Raw genomic sequence first — 17244 nt, 5'->3', positions numbered from 1 at the left:
GTCTCCCGAAAAGGTCCGGTCCATGTGGAGTTTCATGGGGACGACGACGGCGACAACGTGGCGTCCGGCGCTGCCCGGTTCCCGGGCCCAGCGCATGGCCCGCGGGCGTGGGCGTCGGTGCGAGACGCCGTGTCCGTGCTCAGGAATCGCTACGAACGTCGTCTGCCTCGACGGGCGGCTCCACGAACCCGCCGCGAGACCGCATCCACGAGCTCTCCGCTGACCGCAGGGTCGGAACCGTCCGGCTCGCAGCACGAGGGCTTGTCCCGCCGGCCCGGCGGCTCTTCGATCCCCATCGCGGCGTAGAGGCTGTCGTAGACGTCGTCGGGCTTGCCGTCCCGATGCTCTCCGACAGCGACCACCACCACGAGAGTTGCCTCAGGGAAGGCCGCGATGACACGCCACCTTCCACGCAGGTGACTGCAGCACAGCCCGGCGAGATCCTCGCCGGTGAGCGCGTACTCCATGGCCGCACAGCCCTGCCTGCGGACCTCGCGCACCCACTGCTCGAACGCGTCCTTGTTCTCGTTGGTCAGCGCGCTGATCTGCGAAGCTGCCCTCGGTGTAGGCCTGACCTGTCTGACCTGCGTCACGCTGAAGCGGGCTCCCCGGCAGCGTCGTCGGCGTCGTCCTCAGGGAGCACGATCGGGTCGGCGAGGAGCCCTGCGCGCCACTGTGCGATGCCCTCCGCGAACTCGGGATCCGCGGCCAGGTCATCGTCGCGCAAACGCCGCATCACGGCCTCAGCTAGCCCGCGAGTCTGCCCTGCCTCGCGCAGTGCGCTCAGCGCATCCATGACGAGCCACACCGACGGCGCCGTCACGAGCATCCGTGATGTCGAGGCCGACGATGCGCGCTCCAAGAGCCCGCGCTCCATCCATGCCCGCACCGTCTTGACGTCGACTCCTAGTACCGAGGCTGCGACGCTGAGCCGCATCGGGGGAATTGCCTCCCATTGTGAGGACACCGCGTCCCGGAGGCGCCGCGCCAGGGGCTGGAGCGCCTCGTCGCGTCCCTCCAGATCCTCGGCGACTTCCACCAAGGTCGTGACGCGGCTCAGGTCACGGAGCGCTGCTGTCGCCTCGGTGTCGATGACGCTCATGGTGACCTCCTCCACGGTCTCCCAAAAAAGTAGGGGCAAACAGGGAGACGGTCAACTCTTGGTGCGTCGACCATGGCAGAACCCTCGGACAGCCCGCTCGCGCTGTCCACAGGTCCGGCAGTTTGCTCGCTCAGTCCTCGTCGTCGTCCCAGTCCTCGTCGTCCCAGGTCTCTTCGCCGGTGGCCTCCTCGAGCAGCTGGAGCGTTGGCCTGGCCAGCAGGTGCTCCAGCCCAGGCGTGACGACCAGGCCGCCCGGCTGGCTGCCGTCGCGGAGCACGCCGAGGTCACGCAGCTCGGCGATGAGTATCGAGCTGCCTGCCATCTGGTCGGACTGCCGGAGCATCTCGGCGGTCACCTCGCCGCCGATGGCCGCGGTAGACAGCAGTGGCAGAGCGGCGAGCATGAGCGCGCTCGTCCGCGGCGGGCCCACCTCGTCGTCGTTGTCGGCGTCGCTGGCCTCCTCGAGGAGCAGTTTCAGGGCCCCGGCCGCGGCGACCACCAGCTGCTCGGCGTTCAGCGGCGTCTCGCTGGCCAGGGCGTCCGCGCTGACCACGGGCACGGCACGTCCGCTGGAGCGGTCGAGCAGTTCGGCGGCTTCCAGGCCCGCCAGCAGGTGGAGCAGGCGCGGTGCGTCGCGGATGCTCTCCAGCGGACCGGTGGGTTCCAGGCCGACGGCGACAGCCGCAGCGGCGACGTCCGTGGGGAGGAGGAGGCCGTTCTGGTCGATGTCGCGGTGCGGGGAGTGCCACCGCAGCAGCGACACCAGGTGCTGGCCCAACGGTGTCTGCGCGAGCGCTGCGGCGGTGGCCTCGCGGTCTTCCGGGCGATCGAGCACCTCGGTCAGCGCCCGCGCGTCGACGCTCGTGGGGGAGACCTGGTCGAGGATGGCGCGCACCTCGATGAAGTCGTCCCGGGTGCCCGTCCACCGGCCCGTGCTCATGAGGAAGACCGTCAACGGGCTGAGGGCTGCGGCGACACGGTTGCCGAAGTCTGCGACCGACGGGTCCACGCCCTCGGGGCCTGCCTGCTCGTGCAGTCGTTTCTGCACCGTCGCCGCCGCGACCAGCACGCCTTCCACGTGGGCACCTGTCCACGCCCCAAGGTGCTGCAGCCCGGCGGCCTCCTGCGCGAGGCGCACCGCGAGTTCCATGTCCGTGAGCACGGGCACGACAGCCTCTTCCGGCATGCCGGGCACCGTCTGCCGCAGCCAGTCGGCCACCTCCTCGTGCAGCGACCTGAACTTCTCCAGTGGTGTGGTGCGAGAAGAGGCGCGCACGGGTGGGATCCGGCGGCGGTTCGGGGGACGGTGGGCAGGACGCTTCGCGGGCACGGATTCACTCTGCCGCAGCCCGCTGACATCGTCGCTGCCGAGCCCGTCCGGTCGGCGTGACCGTCCCGGGTCCCTCCAGAGGGCGCCCGTCGGTGACCAGGGGACCCTGCGTGTTCGGTCCGTCGAGCTCGGAGAAGTGGCCCTTTGAGAGTGACCAGGCGATCACTCTCAAAGGGCCACTTCTCCGAGGGGCCGAACGATCTCTCCCGAACAGGTCCGGTCCGCATGGACTGCCATGGGGACGACGACGGCGATCTTGCGTCGTTCGGGGCGAAGCCCCCTGGCCGCCGCAGATCACCGTGCGGTGGCGTCCGGGTCACCACGAACGTCCCGGTCGGGTCAGGGCACCAGTGCCAGCCGAGCCTCGTGGCAGATACGTTCGATGTCCGCGCGCAAGATTGGGTGCGCCAGGGGGACCTCCACCTCAGCTGTTGCAGGTAGCGCGCTGAGCCCTGACTCGAAGAACATCAGCGACCGGGCTCGCGGGAGGTTCGAGCACTGGTAGAAGACCCCGTCCAGAGCCCCTGTTCTCTGGACGTCGTAGCGGTTGTAGATGGCTCGAGACCACTCACGGGAGCGGCCGTGTGCCCCGCTGCTGATCGCGGCGTTGCCGCCGGCTCGGGTGATCCAGTCCGAGTCGCTCAGGTCGAGGAGTCGGACATCGCGATCCAGGACGTACTGCGCGTACCAGGGCTCGTTGAGCACGACGTCGACGGTTCTGGTGCTGCGGTACACCTCGAGCAGACACACCTGGAGCATGGGGACGGTCACGCTGGCGCCAGCAGTGTTGACGACCGTCCAGCCGGGAGCGGCGTACTGGACGGCGCGGACGGAGTGGTGGCCTGGCGGAGGCGGGTGGTGGTCGAAGCGGTTGGACGTCGGGCCGAAGTGGCGGAAGGTCCTCCAAGCCGATGGGTGGGGGCCACCCTTCATGAAAATGCGCCCGACGCGGTGGCCAGCCGTCAGAACGCGGACGAAGGGAGGCCCGGAGGTGGGCTCCGCGAGGTCAGGGAAGTTGGCGCTCTGCGGTCGGGGGAGGCGTTCGCTCACTGCCCGAGGGCGAGGTCGTTTGCGAACTCGACCACCGGGAGGGGATCAAGGCCACGGCTGAGCCACTCGACCGGACTCAAAGGCTGGCCCGCAACCTCCAGGTCGGGGTGCGGCATGGTGAGGAAGCGCATGGCGGCCACGGGGTGGAGGCCCTCGGGTAGCGCAGTCGTCACTCTGTCGAGTCCCGCCAGTGGAGCGCCGTCTTCCCGGAACTGGTAGCCGGGCAGGCGAACTTCTCCGTTCAACGTCATCGACAGAAGGCGCCGCTCCGCCACTGCACGCAGTAGCTCGTCCACGGCGACCCCCGTGTGACGTGCGACCTGTTCTAGCGAGACGCTCTCGCGGAAGAGCTTGCGGCCCTCGAGGTCAGTCCACGTGGAGGCTTGTTCGGTGGGAGGCGGCATCGCTCCGAGTGCCAGTCCACCAGCGCGCAGGGCGCGAAGGGCGGCTTCGTCGAGATCGCTGTAGACCTTCGGAGCTAACGGGACATGAGCCACGGCGGCGCGAACGTCGTCGACGAGGTCGTGGACGTCGACGTGGATCTCTCGGGCCAGGTCGTCTAAGCGATGAGGCGTGCCGTGTTGGGCAGAGGGTGAAGAGACCACGTTGACGATGGTGAAGTGCCGTTTCGTGCCGCGGATGCTGGAGCTCCGCCGCACCAGGATCGTCTGTCCCTCCGTCACGATCAACGACCCCAGGGGGACGCGGGAGATCGAGCTCGACTGTCCTAGCCGGACGAGAGCGGAGCGCGGTCGCTTCGGCTGATCGATGACCTTGAGCACCACAGCGGCGATCAGCCTGGAGTGTGCTCCGCTTCGGGAACTCCGCTTGCGGAGGGTCCCGGCAGGCATCGAGACGAGGCGCTTGTTCACCTCGTTCTGGGCAAACGCCACAGCACCTCCTGCGATAGGTGCAGACCGAGTAGCCCAAACTACTCTGGCCTTTCCGCTGGTGGAGCAGCAAGGTGTCTCTTTCGGCTGGTCGAGCAGCGTGGCGGCTGAGCGTGTCCGGTGGGGTGAGGGTGACTCAAGGCTCGCTGAGGCCGTGCACTGCGTGACCGCCTCGTGACGCTCAAGGGGCCACATCTCCGAGGTGCCGGACGACGTCTCCCGACCGCTCCGGTCGAGTCGGAGGGCCATGAGGACGATGACGACGGCCGCCGCGCCGGCCGAGCCTCACGCAGCCGCCGCGCGCAGCGCACGGCAGGCTTGCACGGTGAGCGAGTATCAGTACCTGGAGTTCGTCGCCGTCGACAGGCCGCTGACGCCCGCCCAGCAGGCGGAGGTGCGGAGCCTGTCGACGCGGGCGCGGATCACGGCGACGTCGTTCACGAACGTCTACCACTGGAGCGGCTTCCGGGGTGACCCGCTGTCGCTGGTGCGCCGCTACTATGACGCCCACCTCTACCTGACCAACTGGGGGAGCCGGCACCTGTTCCTGCGGGTGCCAGCGAGCGCGCTCGATGAAGACGCGGCTGCCGTCGTCGGCGAGACCGACCTGGCCAGGGTCATCGTCGCGGGGGAGCACCGCATCCTCAGCGTCATCGTCGACTCGGTCACCAGCAGCGAGCTCGCCGAGGAGCTCATCGACTCCTTCAACGACGACCTGGGCGAGGATGACGCGCCCGGAGGCGGCGGGTGGCTGGGGCAGATCCTGCCGGCGCGGGCGTTGCTGCTGGAGGGGGATCAGCGGCTGCTGTACCTGGTGTGGTTGCTGTCGGTGCAGGCCGGGCATATGGACGACGACGACGTCGAGCCGCCCGTCCCCGCCGGCCTGGGTGACCTGCCGGGGTGCCTGGTGGCGTTCGCGCACTTCTTCGGCCTCAGTGAAGACCTGATGGACGTCGCCGCGCAGGCCAGTCCGGACCTCGGTGCCCAACCGTCGACGGCGGCGCTGCGCGCCTACGTGGCGGACCTGCCGGCGCAGACGAAGGACGACGTTGTGGTGCGTCTCCTTGCAGGTCAGGGCGGCGCGGCGCGCGCCGAGCTGCTGCGCGGTTTCCGGGGTGCCGCCGCCGCAGCTGCGGCTGCCGCCGCGGCCGGGGGAGCGCCCGACAACGCTGGTCAGCGCCGCACCGCGGGGGAGCTGCTGGGAGCCGAGGCGGCCGTGCAGCTGGAGCGCCAGCGCGCCGAGCAGGCAGCGCGCGAGCGCCAGCGGGCGGAACGCGAGGAGCGTCTGGCCGCGCAGACCCGCGCCCGGCGGGAGGCCCTCGCGTCCCAGGGCGAGGGGGCCTGGCAGCGGGTGGAGGCGCTCATCGCCCAGACCAAGCCGGAGGCCTACGACGAGGCGGTCGCGGTCCTGGCGGACCTGCAGGTGATCGCCGTGGCGAACGGCACCTCGGCAGAGTTCGCCCGTCGGGTGGCCCAACTGCGCGATGACCATGCCCGCAAACCGAGCCTGGTCAGCCGCCTCGTGGGGGCTGGACTGGTGCCGCGCTAAGTCCCTCCTCGGCGACCGGATGCTCGCTAGCGTTGCCAGCGCGCTGCCCCTGCGGTCCCGGTCGAGCGCTGGGCCGGGGCCCAGGAGCCCGGGAACGTCTTCACCACCGCTCTCACCGTGGCGGAGGTCGGGTACGGCATCGCTCGCCTGCCCGCTGGTGGACGGCGCGAGGCGCTGACGCCCGCGGCGGGCCGGGTGTTCCACGCCCTGGCGGACAAGGTGCCCCCCTTCGACGAGGCCGCTGCTGGCGCCTACCCCGAGGTGGTGACCGAGCGTGAGCGTCAGGGGGCCAGATCAGCGCCCTCGACGCGCTGATCGCGGCGGTGGTGAGGTCGCGGGGAGCGACTCTGGCCACGCGGAACACCGCTGACTTCGATCTGTTGCACCTCAGCCTCGTCGACCCGTGGACGAGGCCCGGGGAGTAGTGGGCGGCGCGGGGCGCCGTCCTGTTCGTGCGAGCGTTACGTGGCTGCGCTGGTGTTGACGGTCACCAGTCCGATCCGTTGCCATGCGGCCAGCATGGTCCGGTCTCCGGAGACAGCCACGATGTCGTCGTCGCTGCCCAGGCGAACGGCGGCGGCGGCGTGGACGGCGTCGTAGCCCCGCAGTCCGTGGTTACGGGTGAGCTGTGAGGCGGCCCGCATCAGGGTCTCGTCCAGCTCGAGGACGACGACGCTGGCCCACAGCGTTTCCAGCAGCGCACGGGCGGCGCTCTCCTGGGATGCGTCGATGCGCCCGGCCCGCTCGGCGGCGGCGAGAGCTGCCGAGGCCTCGACGTGGGCTAGGCGGGTGACCACCACCACCTCGGCGCCGTCCCAGAGCCGGCGCGCCATGGCACTTCCGGCCTCGGTGACCAGCAGCGGAACCAGTGAGGAGGTGTCGAAGTAGGCGATCACCGGCGCTGGTTGCTGACTAGGTCGCTGACGGTGGATGAGATCGTGACGGGCTCGGGGGAAGCTTGTTTGGCTCTGTGGGGACGACGCGCGACTCCCTCGGCGATCAGCTCTTCCAGCACGCTGCGGCGCGTGAAGGGCACCAGTCGGGCGATCGGGTGGCCATGGTCTGTCACTGTCAGCGTCGCGCCCTCGCGTACCTGTGCCAGGTGTCGGCTCAGTCCGTCGCGCAGCTCACGGACCCCGATCTCGGTCATGGCTCCTCCAGCTGATGTGGCGCTCTTTTGGCACTGCAAAGTTACCACTATGTGGTCACAAATAGGTGGAATGTGTGTTCCATATGGTGGGAGGGGGGCGGTCAGGTAGCCGGGGCCTCACCAAGGACGACGACGGCCGCGTCAAGCCGATCCGGTACGGGCCGCGTCAGGGCGGGATGGTGACCGTCACGGTGGCGACATTCCCCTTGCCCTGGCCGGTAACGGCGGCCACCGAGAGCACGTACGTGCTCTCGGTCCTGATGTTGGTGAACGTCTGCGACCTCGACGTGGACGACTTCGTGGTGGACCAGGGGCTGCTGCCCTTGCTGTCGAACCCGTTCCGCCCGACCGAGTAGCCGGTCACCGTCGATCCGATGAGCGCCGGGGGAGTCCCGGACATCCGCCCCCTGCCAGAGGAAGGAGCGTTGGAAGCTCGGGATCTCCAGCCGGCCCGCCTCGGCCCGCCCCACCAGCTCAGCGATCGAGAAGGTCGTCGATGACGAGGTAGACGTGCTCAGGAGTGTCGGCGCTTCGGTCATGGTCCTCGTTCGGCCCTGCGCCGTCAGACGCTGTCAGCTCGCCGCATCGTATGAGCCGGCTCCCCGACGCCAGACCTGCAGCCGGTACCTCGGGGGGTGGCTGACGAGCGTCGCCTGGCGGTGCGGTCCAGGCGGGGGGAGATGAGGACGACGACCGTGGCCCCGTACTGCTCACGCTGATGGACGCCCGTGCGTGCCGGTCACACCTCGTCGTCGACCTCGTCGAAGGTGATCTCCTCCAGGAGGTTGAGCGCCGGGCCTGCCAGCACTTTTTCCAGGCCTGGTGTGACCGCCAGGCTGCCCGGGGTGGTGCCTTCCCGGAGCACGCCGAGGTCGGTCAGCTCGGCGAGCGCGCGTGCTTGCATCGCGGTGGGAGAGAGGCAGTCGAGCAGGGAGTGCACGTCGTCGAGGTCTTGCTGGGTGCCGGTCCACCGGTCGGTGCTCACGAGAAACGCCGTGAGCGGGCCCAGCGATGCCACGGTGAGGTCGGTGAGCAAGGGGTCAACGTCGGCGGTGCCAGCGGGGCTGGCGTCTTCGGTCAGCCAGGTCTCCACCGTGTCGTGCAGCGACGTGACCTTCGCCAGCGGGGTGACCACCGATGAGACACACGACGGGGGCGGTGGTTCGGGACCCGGCGATGGAAGCGCCGCCTAGGCACGGCTCCCCCCTGACCGACGGCTGGAGGTGACGCGATGACGCTCCCTGCCGAAGGCCGAGCGGCCGTCCCTCGCGGAGGTAGCGGTGGACGACGACGGCGATCACGGAGCATGCGGAAGCCTCACGCCGGGCCCGGCAGCACTGGTGGCTGTGGGGAGAACCAGAGCGAGCCGAGGTCTCCGGGCTTGCCTGAGAGCTGAGGGAAGGCGGCGTCGCGGAACGAGCCGTCAGCCTGCTGGATCCCCGCGCTCGACGTCCTCCAGAAGACGATCGGGTGTCCGTCCATGAGGGACTCGTCGTTGACGAGCGCATCGACCGACTGCGGCTGCGTCTCGTCCCGGTCAAGGTGCTCCCGCACCACGGTGATGCTTGCCTTCTGCGGGGACCCTCGCAGGACGGCCGGCCTGCCGTTGGTGAAGTTTGTGAGACCGAACCCCCCATTACTGCGCACCGCGCCCGCGTTGGTCACGAGTGACCAGCGCCAGTGCATGTGGATGCATTCCGGGCACCCAGCTGCCCCGGTGTTTCCGGGCATGTCCACCATGATCTTTGAGGTCTGGTGGTAGTTGTCCCAGTTCCTCTCGTTGCTGCCGATCGCCGAGACCGTGAACTCCTTCGTCCCGGGGTAGTGAAGGAGGCCGACGTTCTTTCCTGCGTGGACCTTGTCCTGTCCGACCATCCACGCCCCGAGCTCAGCATCGTCCGGCCGGAAGTCGAATCGCTGGGCGGTGCTGACGGAGAGCAGCGTGATATGCCTCGGATTGCCCACCATCGGAGACGTCTTCCACTCGAGCGTCGGCCAGAACCTGGCGCACGTCACCTTCCCGGAGGGCTCGCACCTGTCGCCGCTCTTCACGGGGTCGAAGCGGTAGGTCTGCCTGACCGTGAGCGTCATGCCCCCGGGCAGACCCCGGACGAGGTAACTGGCGGTGGTGCGCGTCGCGTCGCACCCTACGGTTCCGGCGATGAGCTCAGTCGTGATGCCGTTGGCCTGTGGCGTGGGAGTTGGGCGGAGCTCTGCGCGGTAGGTGGCCCGTGCCGAGCGCTCGCTGAGGGCGATGTTGAGGTAAGGCACCTGCAGGGCGCGCACCGCCTTGCGCCCCTTCAGTGCGGCGTTGTCCACCACGAGGCCGTCGGAGTCGCTCACGTACGAGTGGAAGCGCCAGTTCCCCTCGGTGCCGCCCTTGCACTCGTGCAGAACGCCAGGAGTGACCTGGGTGTAGGTGCCGGCACCCGTGATGTAGATGTCGCTGTTGCCCTCGCCGCCGCCTCCGCAGTAGTCGGAGAGCGCGATGGTCATCGTGGTCTTGCCCGGCTTGAGGTAGAGCGACAGGTCCAGCTCGGGGACTGGGCGGATGCCTGAGCAGAACCCGTCGCCGTTGAAGTTGTGGTCGAGGGTTTCGGTGGAGCCGTCCTCGTACGTGAAAGTGATCTTCAGGACGTCATCGACGAAGAGGTCCTGGCTCCCGTCCAGGGAGCCGACGAGGGAGGTGGCGATGTTCTTGCCTTCCACCGCCGTCCACGTCGAGGTGAAGAACGTCTCTCCGACGGCCTTGGGCTCCTGGAACAGCTTCGGCGCGATGAGGCTCCCGGTGGCTGCCGTGGCGGGGGCAGCTACTCCGAGCATCCCCGCCATCAGCGCGACCAGGGCGAGCATGGCCGTCGCCGCGCGCCGCCGCAGCCTTCTGGGGGTGAGGAGACGCCGCTGCGAGGGGGAGATCACGGGCGATTCCTAGCGTGGGTCAAGGGCGGCGTGAGTCGTCGATGCCCGATGTCCCCATCAAAGGGGATGGAGGCCCACGGCAACCCTTCACCATTCGCCTCCTCCGTGTTGTGGCGGACGGATGATGCTCGGGAGCATCCGGCTGGAGGTGGGCCATGGGCGTCCTCGTCGTCGACGCCTCGGACCTCCCCAGATCGTCAACCGGGCGAGTGTTGAGCGTCTCGCTGGTTGCCGACGGGGCGAATGGGTGACGTCACGGGGGGTGACGATCTGGCGGTGAGTCGCGTCATCGCCCACTCGCGCGGACTCTCGCCGATCGCCGCAAGGAGCCGTCGACCGGCGGCGGTGTGCTCGGGATCCAGAAAGAGCGGCACCGCGGCGACCAATGACGCGGTGCGCAGTTGCGACGAGCCGGGTCTGGCGAAGAGGGCGAAGCCGTGAGCGGTGAAGGCGTCCGCGAGGTGGTCGGCGGGCACGCTGGCGTCAGGATCCCAGCGGCCGATCCGCGTGAGGGCGCCCAGTCCGACCAGGTCGCGGGCCAGGTCTCGGGCCGAGCACAGCGCATCGGGAGACGCGTCGAAGCAGCGGCGCGTGCGGTCGGGCGGAGCGAGCAGCTCGGCGGCCAACCTCAGTCGGTGGTCGGTGCCCTCCAACGCTGTGAAGGAGGTGTCTGGTCGGCTGAGTCGCAGCGCGTCGACGAGCGCCTCGTAGCCGGTCTCCTCGGCGCCGGCGATGCTGATGGCCACGGCCTGGACCAGCGCCGTTCGAGCGGCCCGGCGGCGGTTGCGGCTGGGGCGGATGGGCAGTCCCTCCAGGAGATGCAACCGCATCAACTCGCCGGACTGGGGGTCCTTCACCTCGATCTGCTGAACGATCTCCTCGGCTGCCGCGAAGGCCTGGTCCAGCCGCTCGTCGGCGTCCACGGCGGTCAGCTGGCGGGCCACCTTTGCGGCCACGTTGCGGTACTCGGCGTGCCGGAGTGCCTGTCGGACGGGTCGGATCGGTGGTTCGGGCAGGACGACGCCGCGGTGCGTCCCGAGGGACGCCCGCAGGAACCACTCGAGCACTGCCTGGTGGCGGGAGCGCCCGGCGCGGGTGTGGACAGCCATGGCGATCGTGGCCGCGACCGCCTCAGGCGGCACCGAAGACGAGGACCCCAGACCGCGCCCCAGGCCGGTGTGGTCGTTGCGAGGCACCAGGCCGGCGGAGCGCCATCGCTCGAGCTGCGCCGGAGAGACCTGGAGCCCAGCGTTGCTGACAGCCTCCAGCAGTTCCTGGTCCGCGGTACTCGGGCCGCTTCGTGGCACGTCTCAGCGTCCCGGTTGCAACCCCGCGAGGTCCAGCCCTGAGCGGTGCCGGGTCCGTGGCTGACTGGTCATCACGACGACCAAACGAGAGGGGACCAGGCATGGCTCAGGGGCAGCGACGCCGACGTGATCGGTGGACGCAGGTGAATGCCAGTGTGCTGGCCGCTGCCGCTCTGCTCGCGGCCATAGCGGGCTTCGTGCGTGCGCTGCATGAGGCAGGGCTGCTGGGGTAGGTGCGCGACCTCGGGCCCGCCTGTCGCCGCGGGTTGTGGTCCCGCGGCAGGGAGGGGCCAGCGGTGGTGTTGGGTGGGTGGCCCACTCTGCCTGCAATGTGCGTTCGTCGGCGATTCAGCCTCCACCAAACCCAGGGCGCTGCAGCGCCAAGCAATCTCACCGCGCGCCGCGATCGGCTGACCTCGGAGCGTCGTTCTGGTTCATATGGCCGTGGTGAGTACTGTTGGGGCTCGCCGAGTTACGGGGCTCGCTCAGGAGGGTCGTCCTACATGATCGGTCTGCAGCTTCCGCGCCTGTTCGGCACTCGAGCGGCCGTCGCTGAGCTGATGCACCGTGCGGACGTGCCTGACCAGTTCGATGGCTCGGACGTCGTGGTCGATGCCTCTGAACTTGCAGCCGGTACCTCCTCAGCGGCTGATGAGCTTGTACGTGAACTCGTGGTGATCCGCGGCGCTGCCAAGCTCGTCCTCATCGGAGGGCCCGACGCCTTCCTCGGCTTCCTCCGGGAGTCGGGCGAGCGATACGGGGTCGCCGACAGGCTGCAGGAGACCGAGCTTGACGTGCCGGACGTCCACTACGTCTGACGCAGACCGAGCAGGGGCTTTTCAGTGCCCCCGTCGGCTCTCGCGCTCCAGGCGCCGATCTCCGCTGTAGCGCTTTCCGGCGAGGCGCAGGGCGGAGGAGAGGTCTTCGTGAGCCTCGGCCTCTTGGGCGAAGCCCGGTGACTTGGCGCCTGCGGCGAACAGGTCGCCGACGATGACGTATCGGCGGCCCGCATCGGTGATGCCGTCATCGAGGCACCGGGCGCAGGCGGCGACGAATCTCCGCCGGGCAGCGTCGAGGGTGTCGTCGTCCACGGACTGCTGACGCCGCTTCGCGTAGGCGTCCCGAAGGTCGTCAAGGCTGTCGTGAACCAGGGCGAGCTGGTCGCGCATCCGGGTGTCCGAGGCGGTGGACGCCGCCGCACGGCTGTTCACGAAGGCCGCGATGACCGAGCTGCCGAGGACACTGGCGACGACGGCGGCCGCCTGGATGACCAGGAAGGAGAGCCACGTCGGCCCCGACGTCAGGGAGACCGTGTCGCCGGCCGTCAGAAGACCCTCCACGGGTTGACTCTGGCAGAGCTGGCGCATCCGCGTGAGAGCCGCCCTCCCCGTCATCGGACAGACGCCATGGGCTAGGTCAGGTGCGTCTGCCTGGACACCGTGACCGCGTGTTCCGACCGCTGGTCCCAGAACTCCGCTCCCATCGACCTTCCTTTACGGCATAGGTCACCGGAAGCGATCAAGGTGTCGCATGCCGTCGCCGCACCCGACCTCGGGACGGGGCCGTGCTGGGTGTCGAGACGTGGACACGCCGTGATCGTGTCCACATCCCTCAGACTCGCGGCTTCACGGCGTGAGGGGGCTCAGGTGCTGCTGCGAAGGACTCTGGTGACGGTGGGTACGGCGGCGACCCTGGCGGTCTGAGGTGGTAGGAATCCCGTCGGTCGGTGCCGACACCTCGGATTGCAGTGCGCTCGCGGACACCTACACGGACGCGGCGCTCGCGGGCTTCCGGCAGCTGGAACTTGAGCAGCGCCAGACCCCCGAAGGCCTCGTGTGCGTGGTCAAGCTCCGCTCGAAGAACGTCCTCACCGGCTCGATCCGTCGGCTCGGTGACGAACTGCCACCCGTATCGACTCGGGCGTAGGGGCGTCTTCAGCGCGAGTGGGGACCGCGTTCAAAGGCGCCACCGCGGCCGCCCGCGCCCGTTAGCGTCGCCGTCGTTCCACCGCTTCCGCCCGAGGAATCTCCATGACCGCGCTGGTGCGTCTGATCTGCTCCCTCGCCCTCGGCTGCCTGGTGGCCTTCGCCGCCGCAGCGCCCGCTTCGGCGGCGCCCAGCCCCGCGGGCGGCGACCGGATGTCCGGTGGCCAGGAGCTGTCAGGGGGCCAGTGGCTGATGAGCCCGAACCGCACCCACGGCCTGGCCTTCCAAACCGATGGTGACCTGGTGGCCTACGCCCCTCACGACCGCGCCACCTGGCGCTCGGGCACCGGCGGCAACCCCGGGGCGCGCTTCGTGCTGCAGCCCGACGGCAACGCCGTCATCTACGCCGCCGACGGCCGGGTGCTGTGGCACGCCGGCAGCTATGGCAACCCTGGTGCTGTGCTGCGGGTGCAGGACGACGGCAACGTCGTCGTCTACCGGACCAACGGCTCCGCTGCCTGGTACTCCGGGTGGGACCGCACGGGCCTGGCGTCGGGGCAGGCCCTCTACCGCGGGCAGCAGGTCACCTCGGCGAACGGCACGTACCGGCTGCTGCTGCAGGACGACGGCAACGCCGTCATCTATGGCGCGAAGGACCTCTACAGCCCCCAGGGGCGCCCGCTGTACTTCTCGGGCTCCTACGGCGCGGATCGCCTGGTCCTCCAGGGCGACGGCAACCTCGTCGCCTACGCGGGCTCGCGGGCGGTGTGGAACTCGGGCACCTGGCGCGCCTCCCGGGCCACCTTCGTGCTGCAGGACGACGGCAGCGCCGTCGTCGCCCGCCGCGACGGCACCGCGGCGTGGGCGACCACCCGCGACATCGGCCAGCACTCCTTCAAGCCCAACCAGCGCTGGACGAGCAGCGGTCAGACCAGCGCGCCCGGTTTCGTGGGGTGCTCGGCCTTCCAGCAGCGGTCGGTCGCGCAGGCCGAGTACGACAAGTACCTGCTCGACTTCGGCGACCCGCTGGGCCTGGACCCCTACGACGCCGGTGTGGCCTGCTGGGACCAGACGGTCCGCATCGACTGAGTGCTGTCGTCCCCGTCGCAGCTGTCGACCGCCGCGACTGGACTCTGGTGCCTCGTGCCTCCGGCGGCCCCAGGCATTGGGGTCGGCAACAGCACTGACGACGACGGCGAGCGGGGCCACCACCGGCGCCGCGGGTCGTCTGCTCGCGAACCGGTAGCCGCGAGAGCAGCTCCAGGGTTGGGGTGGTTGCCGCAGTTGCGGGCGGGGCGACGACGCATGCGCGCGTCTGCAGCCACGGGCAGGTGGCTACGGACGGCGTTCTGGGAGAAGCGGGTCAGCCCCGGTCAGTCTCGGGGCGGGCGTAGTCGTCCTGGAGGCGCACTATGTCTTGCTCGTCGAAGTGGCCGAAGGCGACCTCGAGGATGCGACCGGGCTGGGTTCCGGAGTTGCCCAGGCGGTGCAGGGACCCGGCGGGGGTGTAGATGCGCTCGCCGACCTGCGCTGTCCACTGGCGTTCGCCGACCTGCACGTCCAGGGGGACGTCGAGCACCTGCCACAGCTCGTCGCGCAGGGCGTGCTTCTGCAGGGACAGGCGCCGGCCGGGTTCCACGGTGATGAGCTTGACCGTGCAGTGCTGGTTGAGCACGAACTGCTGGAACTGCCCCCAGGGCCGCTCGGCGACGAAGACCGCGCTGCGGCGCTGGTCCTCCGGAAGCTGGGCCTCTACGTGCTGGGCCTCGGGGGACTGGTCGGTCGAGAGCTGTGCCGTCACCGAGTTAACGATAGTGGTTCTCATTGAAGCGTGGTGTGGTCTCGCCCCGACCCGTGCCGGTCACACCTCGTCGTCGTCCTCCCAGTGGTCATCGCCGGTGACGTCGTCGAGCAGGTCCAGCGTGATCCCGGCGAGCATCTGCTCCAGACCCGGCCTCACCGTGACGCTGCCCGGCTGGGAGCCGGCGATGAGCACGCCGAGGTCGAGCAGCTCCTGGACGAGCGCGCCGGTACTGGCTATGCCGTCGGCGTTGGCGAGGACGTCGCTGGGGACGTCGTGGCCGGTGGCGGTCATCGACAGCACCGGGAGCACGGCGATGGCCATGGGGCTGGGGGCGTCGTCTTCCGCGTCGATGTCGAGGCAGGCGTCGTCGATGGTGCCGCGCAGTGCTGTCTCGACGACGATGGCCCGATGCTCCGCGGTGAGCGGCTGGTCGCTGGCGAGGACGTCGGCGTCCACGGCCGGGAAGACCTGCGTCGTGGAGGAGTCGAGCAGGTCCGCGTCGCCGATGGCGATCCACAGCGTGAGCAGCCGTGGGACGTCGGCGAGGTGTGTCGGGGGTGAGTCGAGGTCGACGTCGATGCCGACGGCGGCTGCTGCGGCGGGCATGTCGGTGGGCAGGGGTTCGTCGTCATGGGTGACCGTGCGATGGGGGGTGTCCCTATGTCGTTGTCAAGCCGCCACGGCCACCTCTGCGCTGCTCGCGGACGTCTGCGGTCGGTAGGGCTGACGATCACGCAGCATCGCGAACAGGACGTCGATGCGGCGACGTGCCAGGCAGATCAGGGCGGCGTTGTGCAGCTTGCCCTGGGCGCGCTTGCGGTCGTAGTAGGCCCGGCTGGCCGGGTCGCCCAGCGCCGCGAACGCCGACAGGAACAGCGCTGACTTCAGCGCGTGGTGCCCGCGTTGGGAGTGGCTCTCACCCCTGATCGAGGAGCCTGACCTGCGGGTCACCGGCGCCAGCCCGGCGTAGGAGGCCAGGTGGGCGGCGCTGGTGAACGCGCTGCCGTCACCGATGATCGTGAGGATCTTGATGGCGGTCCTGACCCCGACGCCGGGCATCGAGGTCAGGACCTCGGCAAGAGGGTGGGCCTCCAGGCGCGCCTCGAGCTCGACTGCGAGAGCGGCGCGTTCGTCGCGGACCTCGCGCAGCTGAGCTGCGACTCCGGTGATGACCCGGCTGAAGGCGGCGGTGCCGGCGATGGTGACGCTCTGCTGGGTCAGGGTGGTGATGATCAGTGCTGGCAGGGTTCGTGCCAGGCGCGGCGAGCGGGGCCGCAGCAGGTCGGCGATGCCGTGCTCACCCAGGGTTGCCAGGGCCGTGGGGGTGCCGGCGGCAGCGAGCAGGTCCAGGACTCCACCGCGGTCCATGTGCTTGCTGAGCAGGCGTTCTAGGGCGGGGTGGACGTGGGTGAGGGCGTCGCGCAGGCGGTTGGTCAGGCGGGTGGCCTGCTGGGCGAGGTCGTCGTCGTAGCCGGCGAGCACGCCCAGGTCGGCGAGGGTCTCATCGTCGGTGCCGACCCGTCGCAGGGTGTGGGGGTGGGAGCGGGCGGCGTCGGCGATGACGTAGGCGTCGCGAGCGTCGGTCTTGGCCTGTCCGGGCTGCAGGTCGGCCAGGCGCCGCATCGTCAGGCCGGGCAGGTAGGCGATGTCGATACCCATGTCGCGGGCTACGGCGATGGCCAGGGCGCCGATGGCGGCGGGCTGGTCGACGACGGCCAGGACCCGGCCGCGGGTGAGGAGCTTGGTGAAGACCGCGCGCAGGGCGGCTTCGTCGTTGGCGAGGGCCTTGTCGTGGATCTTGCGGCCGGCGGGGTCCAGGGCGCAGGCGTGGTGGTCGGACTTGCCCACGTCCAGTCCGCAGTAGACCTCGTAGTCGTGGGGTCTGTGCAGGTCCATCGCGCGCTCCTGGTCGTCGTCGGCGTCGTGACGGCAGACCAGCCGGAGCACCCGCGTCACAGCCACGTTACGGACAGCGATGGAGGTCACGGGTCCCTATCAGCGATCACTGGTGCCCGCCGCCGCCGGTGACAACACCCCCCAGATCATCGGTTCACAGGGGCAGTTAGTCATGCCGGCGGCGGTGGCCTGCCACCCCTTGAGGGGGTGATCAAGAAGGTAACGGGGGGGGGTGTCCCTATGTCGTTGTCAAGCGGCCAGGGCCACCTCAGAGCTCGTCGGCGTCGTCCGTGGGCGGTAGGGCTGACGGTCACGCAGCATC

Annotated in this window: 20 protein-coding genes; 5 read left to right on the top strand and 15 right to left on the bottom strand. The window is 69.7% G+C overall.

What is annotated here, in order from left to right; all coding sequences use genetic code 11:
- Nucleotides 1-149: 149 nt before the first annotated feature.
- From BXY45_RS04790 to BXY45_RS04770, 5 genes are all read right to left on the bottom strand, one after another.
- Nucleotides 150-593, bottom strand: coding sequence for a type II toxin-antitoxin system RelE family toxin (locus BXY45_RS04790; protein ID WP_109773189.1), 444 nt, complete (start codon nucleotides 591-593; stop codon nucleotides 150-152).
- Entirely contained in the window at nucleotides 590-1102 is a 513-nt protein-coding gene (locus BXY45_RS04785) for a hypothetical protein (protein WP_109773188.1), read from the bottom strand. Before BXY45_RS04785 ends, BXY45_RS04790 begins: the two co-directional genes overlap by 4 nt.
- A gap of 130 nt (nucleotides 1103-1232) precedes the next feature.
- Nucleotides 1233-2378, bottom strand: coding sequence for a hypothetical protein (locus BXY45_RS04780; protein WP_146211076.1), 1146 nt, complete (start codon nucleotides 2376-2378; stop codon nucleotides 1233-1235).
- Between the two features lie 393 nt (nucleotides 2379-2771).
- On the bottom strand, nucleotides 2772-3482 hold the full coding sequence (locus BXY45_RS04775) for a hypothetical protein (protein WP_109773186.1): 711 nt from the start codon (nucleotides 3480-3482) through the stop codon (nucleotides 2772-2774).
- On the bottom strand, nucleotides 3479-4087 hold the full coding sequence (locus tag BXY45_RS04770) for a hypothetical protein (RefSeq protein WP_146211075.1): 609 nt from the start codon (nucleotides 4085-4087) through the stop codon (nucleotides 3479-3481). Before BXY45_RS04770 ends, BXY45_RS04775 begins: the two co-directional genes overlap by 4 nt.
- Nucleotides 4088-4697: 610 nt before the next feature.
- On the opposite strand from BXY45_RS04770, the gene BXY45_RS04765 reads away from it, so the two are divergent.
- Both BXY45_RS04765 and BXY45_RS04760 read left to right on the top strand, forming a co-directional pair.
- Nucleotides 4698-5921 (top strand): hypothetical protein, encoded by a 1224-nt coding sequence (locus tag BXY45_RS04765; protein ID WP_109773303.1) that lies wholly within the window; start codon nucleotides 4698-4700, stop codon nucleotides 5919-5921.
- A 117-nt stretch (nucleotides 5922-6038) separates the two neighbouring features.
- The gene (locus BXY45_RS04760) at nucleotides 6039-6236 is read left to right on the top strand and encodes a PIN domain-containing protein (RefSeq protein WP_109773184.1); all 198 of its coding nucleotides are present in this window, start codon (nucleotides 6039-6041) and stop codon (nucleotides 6234-6236) included.
- 146 nt (nucleotides 6237-6382) lie between these two features.
- On the opposite strand, the gene BXY45_RS04755 is transcribed toward BXY45_RS04760, so the two are convergent.
- From BXY45_RS04755 to BXY45_RS04730, 6 genes are all read right to left on the bottom strand, one after another.
- Nucleotides 6383-6817 carry a type II toxin-antitoxin system VapC family toxin gene (locus BXY45_RS04755; RefSeq protein ID WP_109773183.1) on the bottom strand — a complete coding sequence of 145 codons (435 nt, stop codon included), beginning with the start codon at nucleotides 6815-6817 and terminating at the stop codon, nucleotides 6383-6385.
- Nucleotides 6814-7071 carry a type II toxin-antitoxin system Phd/YefM family antitoxin gene (locus BXY45_RS04750; protein ID WP_109773182.1) on the bottom strand — a complete coding sequence of 86 codons (258 nt, stop codon included), beginning with the start codon at nucleotides 7069-7071 and terminating at the stop codon, nucleotides 6814-6816. The genes BXY45_RS04755 and BXY45_RS04750 overlap by 4 nt, the downstream gene beginning before the upstream one ends.
- Nucleotides 7072-7237: 166 nt before the next feature.
- A complete protein-coding gene (locus BXY45_RS04745; protein WP_109773181.1) occupies nucleotides 7238-7471 on the bottom strand; it encodes a fibronectin type III domain-containing protein in 234 nt (77 codons plus the stop codon).
- A 339-nt stretch (nucleotides 7472-7810) separates the two neighbouring features.
- Entirely contained in the window at nucleotides 7811-8206 is a 396-nt protein-coding gene (locus BXY45_RS04740; RefSeq protein WP_109773180.1) for a hypothetical protein, read from the bottom strand.
- A 182-nt stretch (nucleotides 8207-8388) separates the two neighbouring features.
- A complete protein-coding gene (locus BXY45_RS04735) occupies nucleotides 8389-9990 on the bottom strand; it encodes a hypothetical protein (protein ID WP_146211074.1) in 1602 nt (533 codons plus the stop codon).
- Between the two features lie 197 nt (nucleotides 9991-10187).
- Nucleotides 10188-11297, bottom strand: coding sequence for a hypothetical protein (locus BXY45_RS04730; protein WP_109773178.1), 1110 nt, complete (start codon nucleotides 11295-11297; stop codon nucleotides 10188-10190).
- 575 nt (nucleotides 11298-11872) lie between these two features.
- On the opposite strand from BXY45_RS04730, the gene BXY45_RS04725 reads away from it, so the two are divergent.
- Nucleotides 11873-12115, top strand: a complete 243-nt coding sequence (locus tag BXY45_RS04725; RefSeq protein ID WP_146211073.1) for a hypothetical protein — start codon at nucleotides 11873-11875, stop codon at nucleotides 12113-12115.
- 21 nt (nucleotides 12116-12136) lie between these two features.
- Here BXY45_RS04725 and BXY45_RS04720 read toward each other — a convergent pair whose 3' ends face one another.
- Nucleotides 12137-12637, bottom strand: coding sequence for a hypothetical protein (locus tag BXY45_RS04720; RefSeq protein WP_146211072.1), 501 nt, complete (start codon nucleotides 12635-12637; stop codon nucleotides 12137-12139).
- A 364-nt stretch (nucleotides 12638-13001) separates the two neighbouring features.
- Between BXY45_RS04720 and BXY45_RS04715 the strand changes: the two genes are divergently transcribed.
- Nucleotides 13002-13223, top strand: coding sequence for a hypothetical protein (locus BXY45_RS04715; protein WP_109773175.1), 222 nt, complete (start codon nucleotides 13002-13004; stop codon nucleotides 13221-13223).
- A 104-nt stretch (nucleotides 13224-13327) separates the two neighbouring features.
- A complete protein-coding gene (locus BXY45_RS04710) occupies nucleotides 13328-14311 on the top strand; it encodes a curculin (mannose-binding) lectin (RefSeq protein WP_109773174.1) in 984 nt (327 codons plus the stop codon).
- Between the two features lie 274 nt (nucleotides 14312-14585).
- On the opposite strand, the gene BXY45_RS04705 is transcribed toward BXY45_RS04710, so the two are convergent.
- The 3 genes from BXY45_RS04705 to BXY45_RS04695 all read right to left on the bottom strand — a co-directional run bounded on the left by BXY45_RS04705 (nucleotide 14586) and on the right by BXY45_RS04695 (nucleotide 16922).
- A complete protein-coding gene (locus BXY45_RS04705; protein WP_211319235.1) occupies nucleotides 14586-15023 on the bottom strand; it encodes a phosphomannose isomerase type II C-terminal cupin domain in 438 nt (145 codons plus the stop codon).
- 60 nt (nucleotides 15024-15083) lie between these two features.
- On the bottom strand, nucleotides 15084-15632 hold the full coding sequence (locus tag BXY45_RS04700) for a hypothetical protein (protein ID WP_109773172.1): 549 nt from the start codon (nucleotides 15630-15632) through the stop codon (nucleotides 15084-15086).
- 63 nt (nucleotides 15633-15695) lie between these two features.
- Nucleotides 15696-16922, bottom strand: coding sequence for an IS110 family RNA-guided transposase (locus BXY45_RS04695; RefSeq protein WP_109773302.1), 1227 nt, complete (start codon nucleotides 16920-16922; stop codon nucleotides 15696-15698).
- Nucleotides 16923-17244 lie beyond the last annotated feature (322 nt).

The organism is Quadrisphaera granulorum (assembly GCF_003149145.1).
Classification (GTDB): domain Bacteria; phylum Actinomycetota; class Actinomycetes; order Actinomycetales; family Quadrisphaeraceae; genus Quadrisphaera; species Quadrisphaera granulorum.
This window is presented reverse-complemented; position numbering and strand designations above follow the sequence as displayed.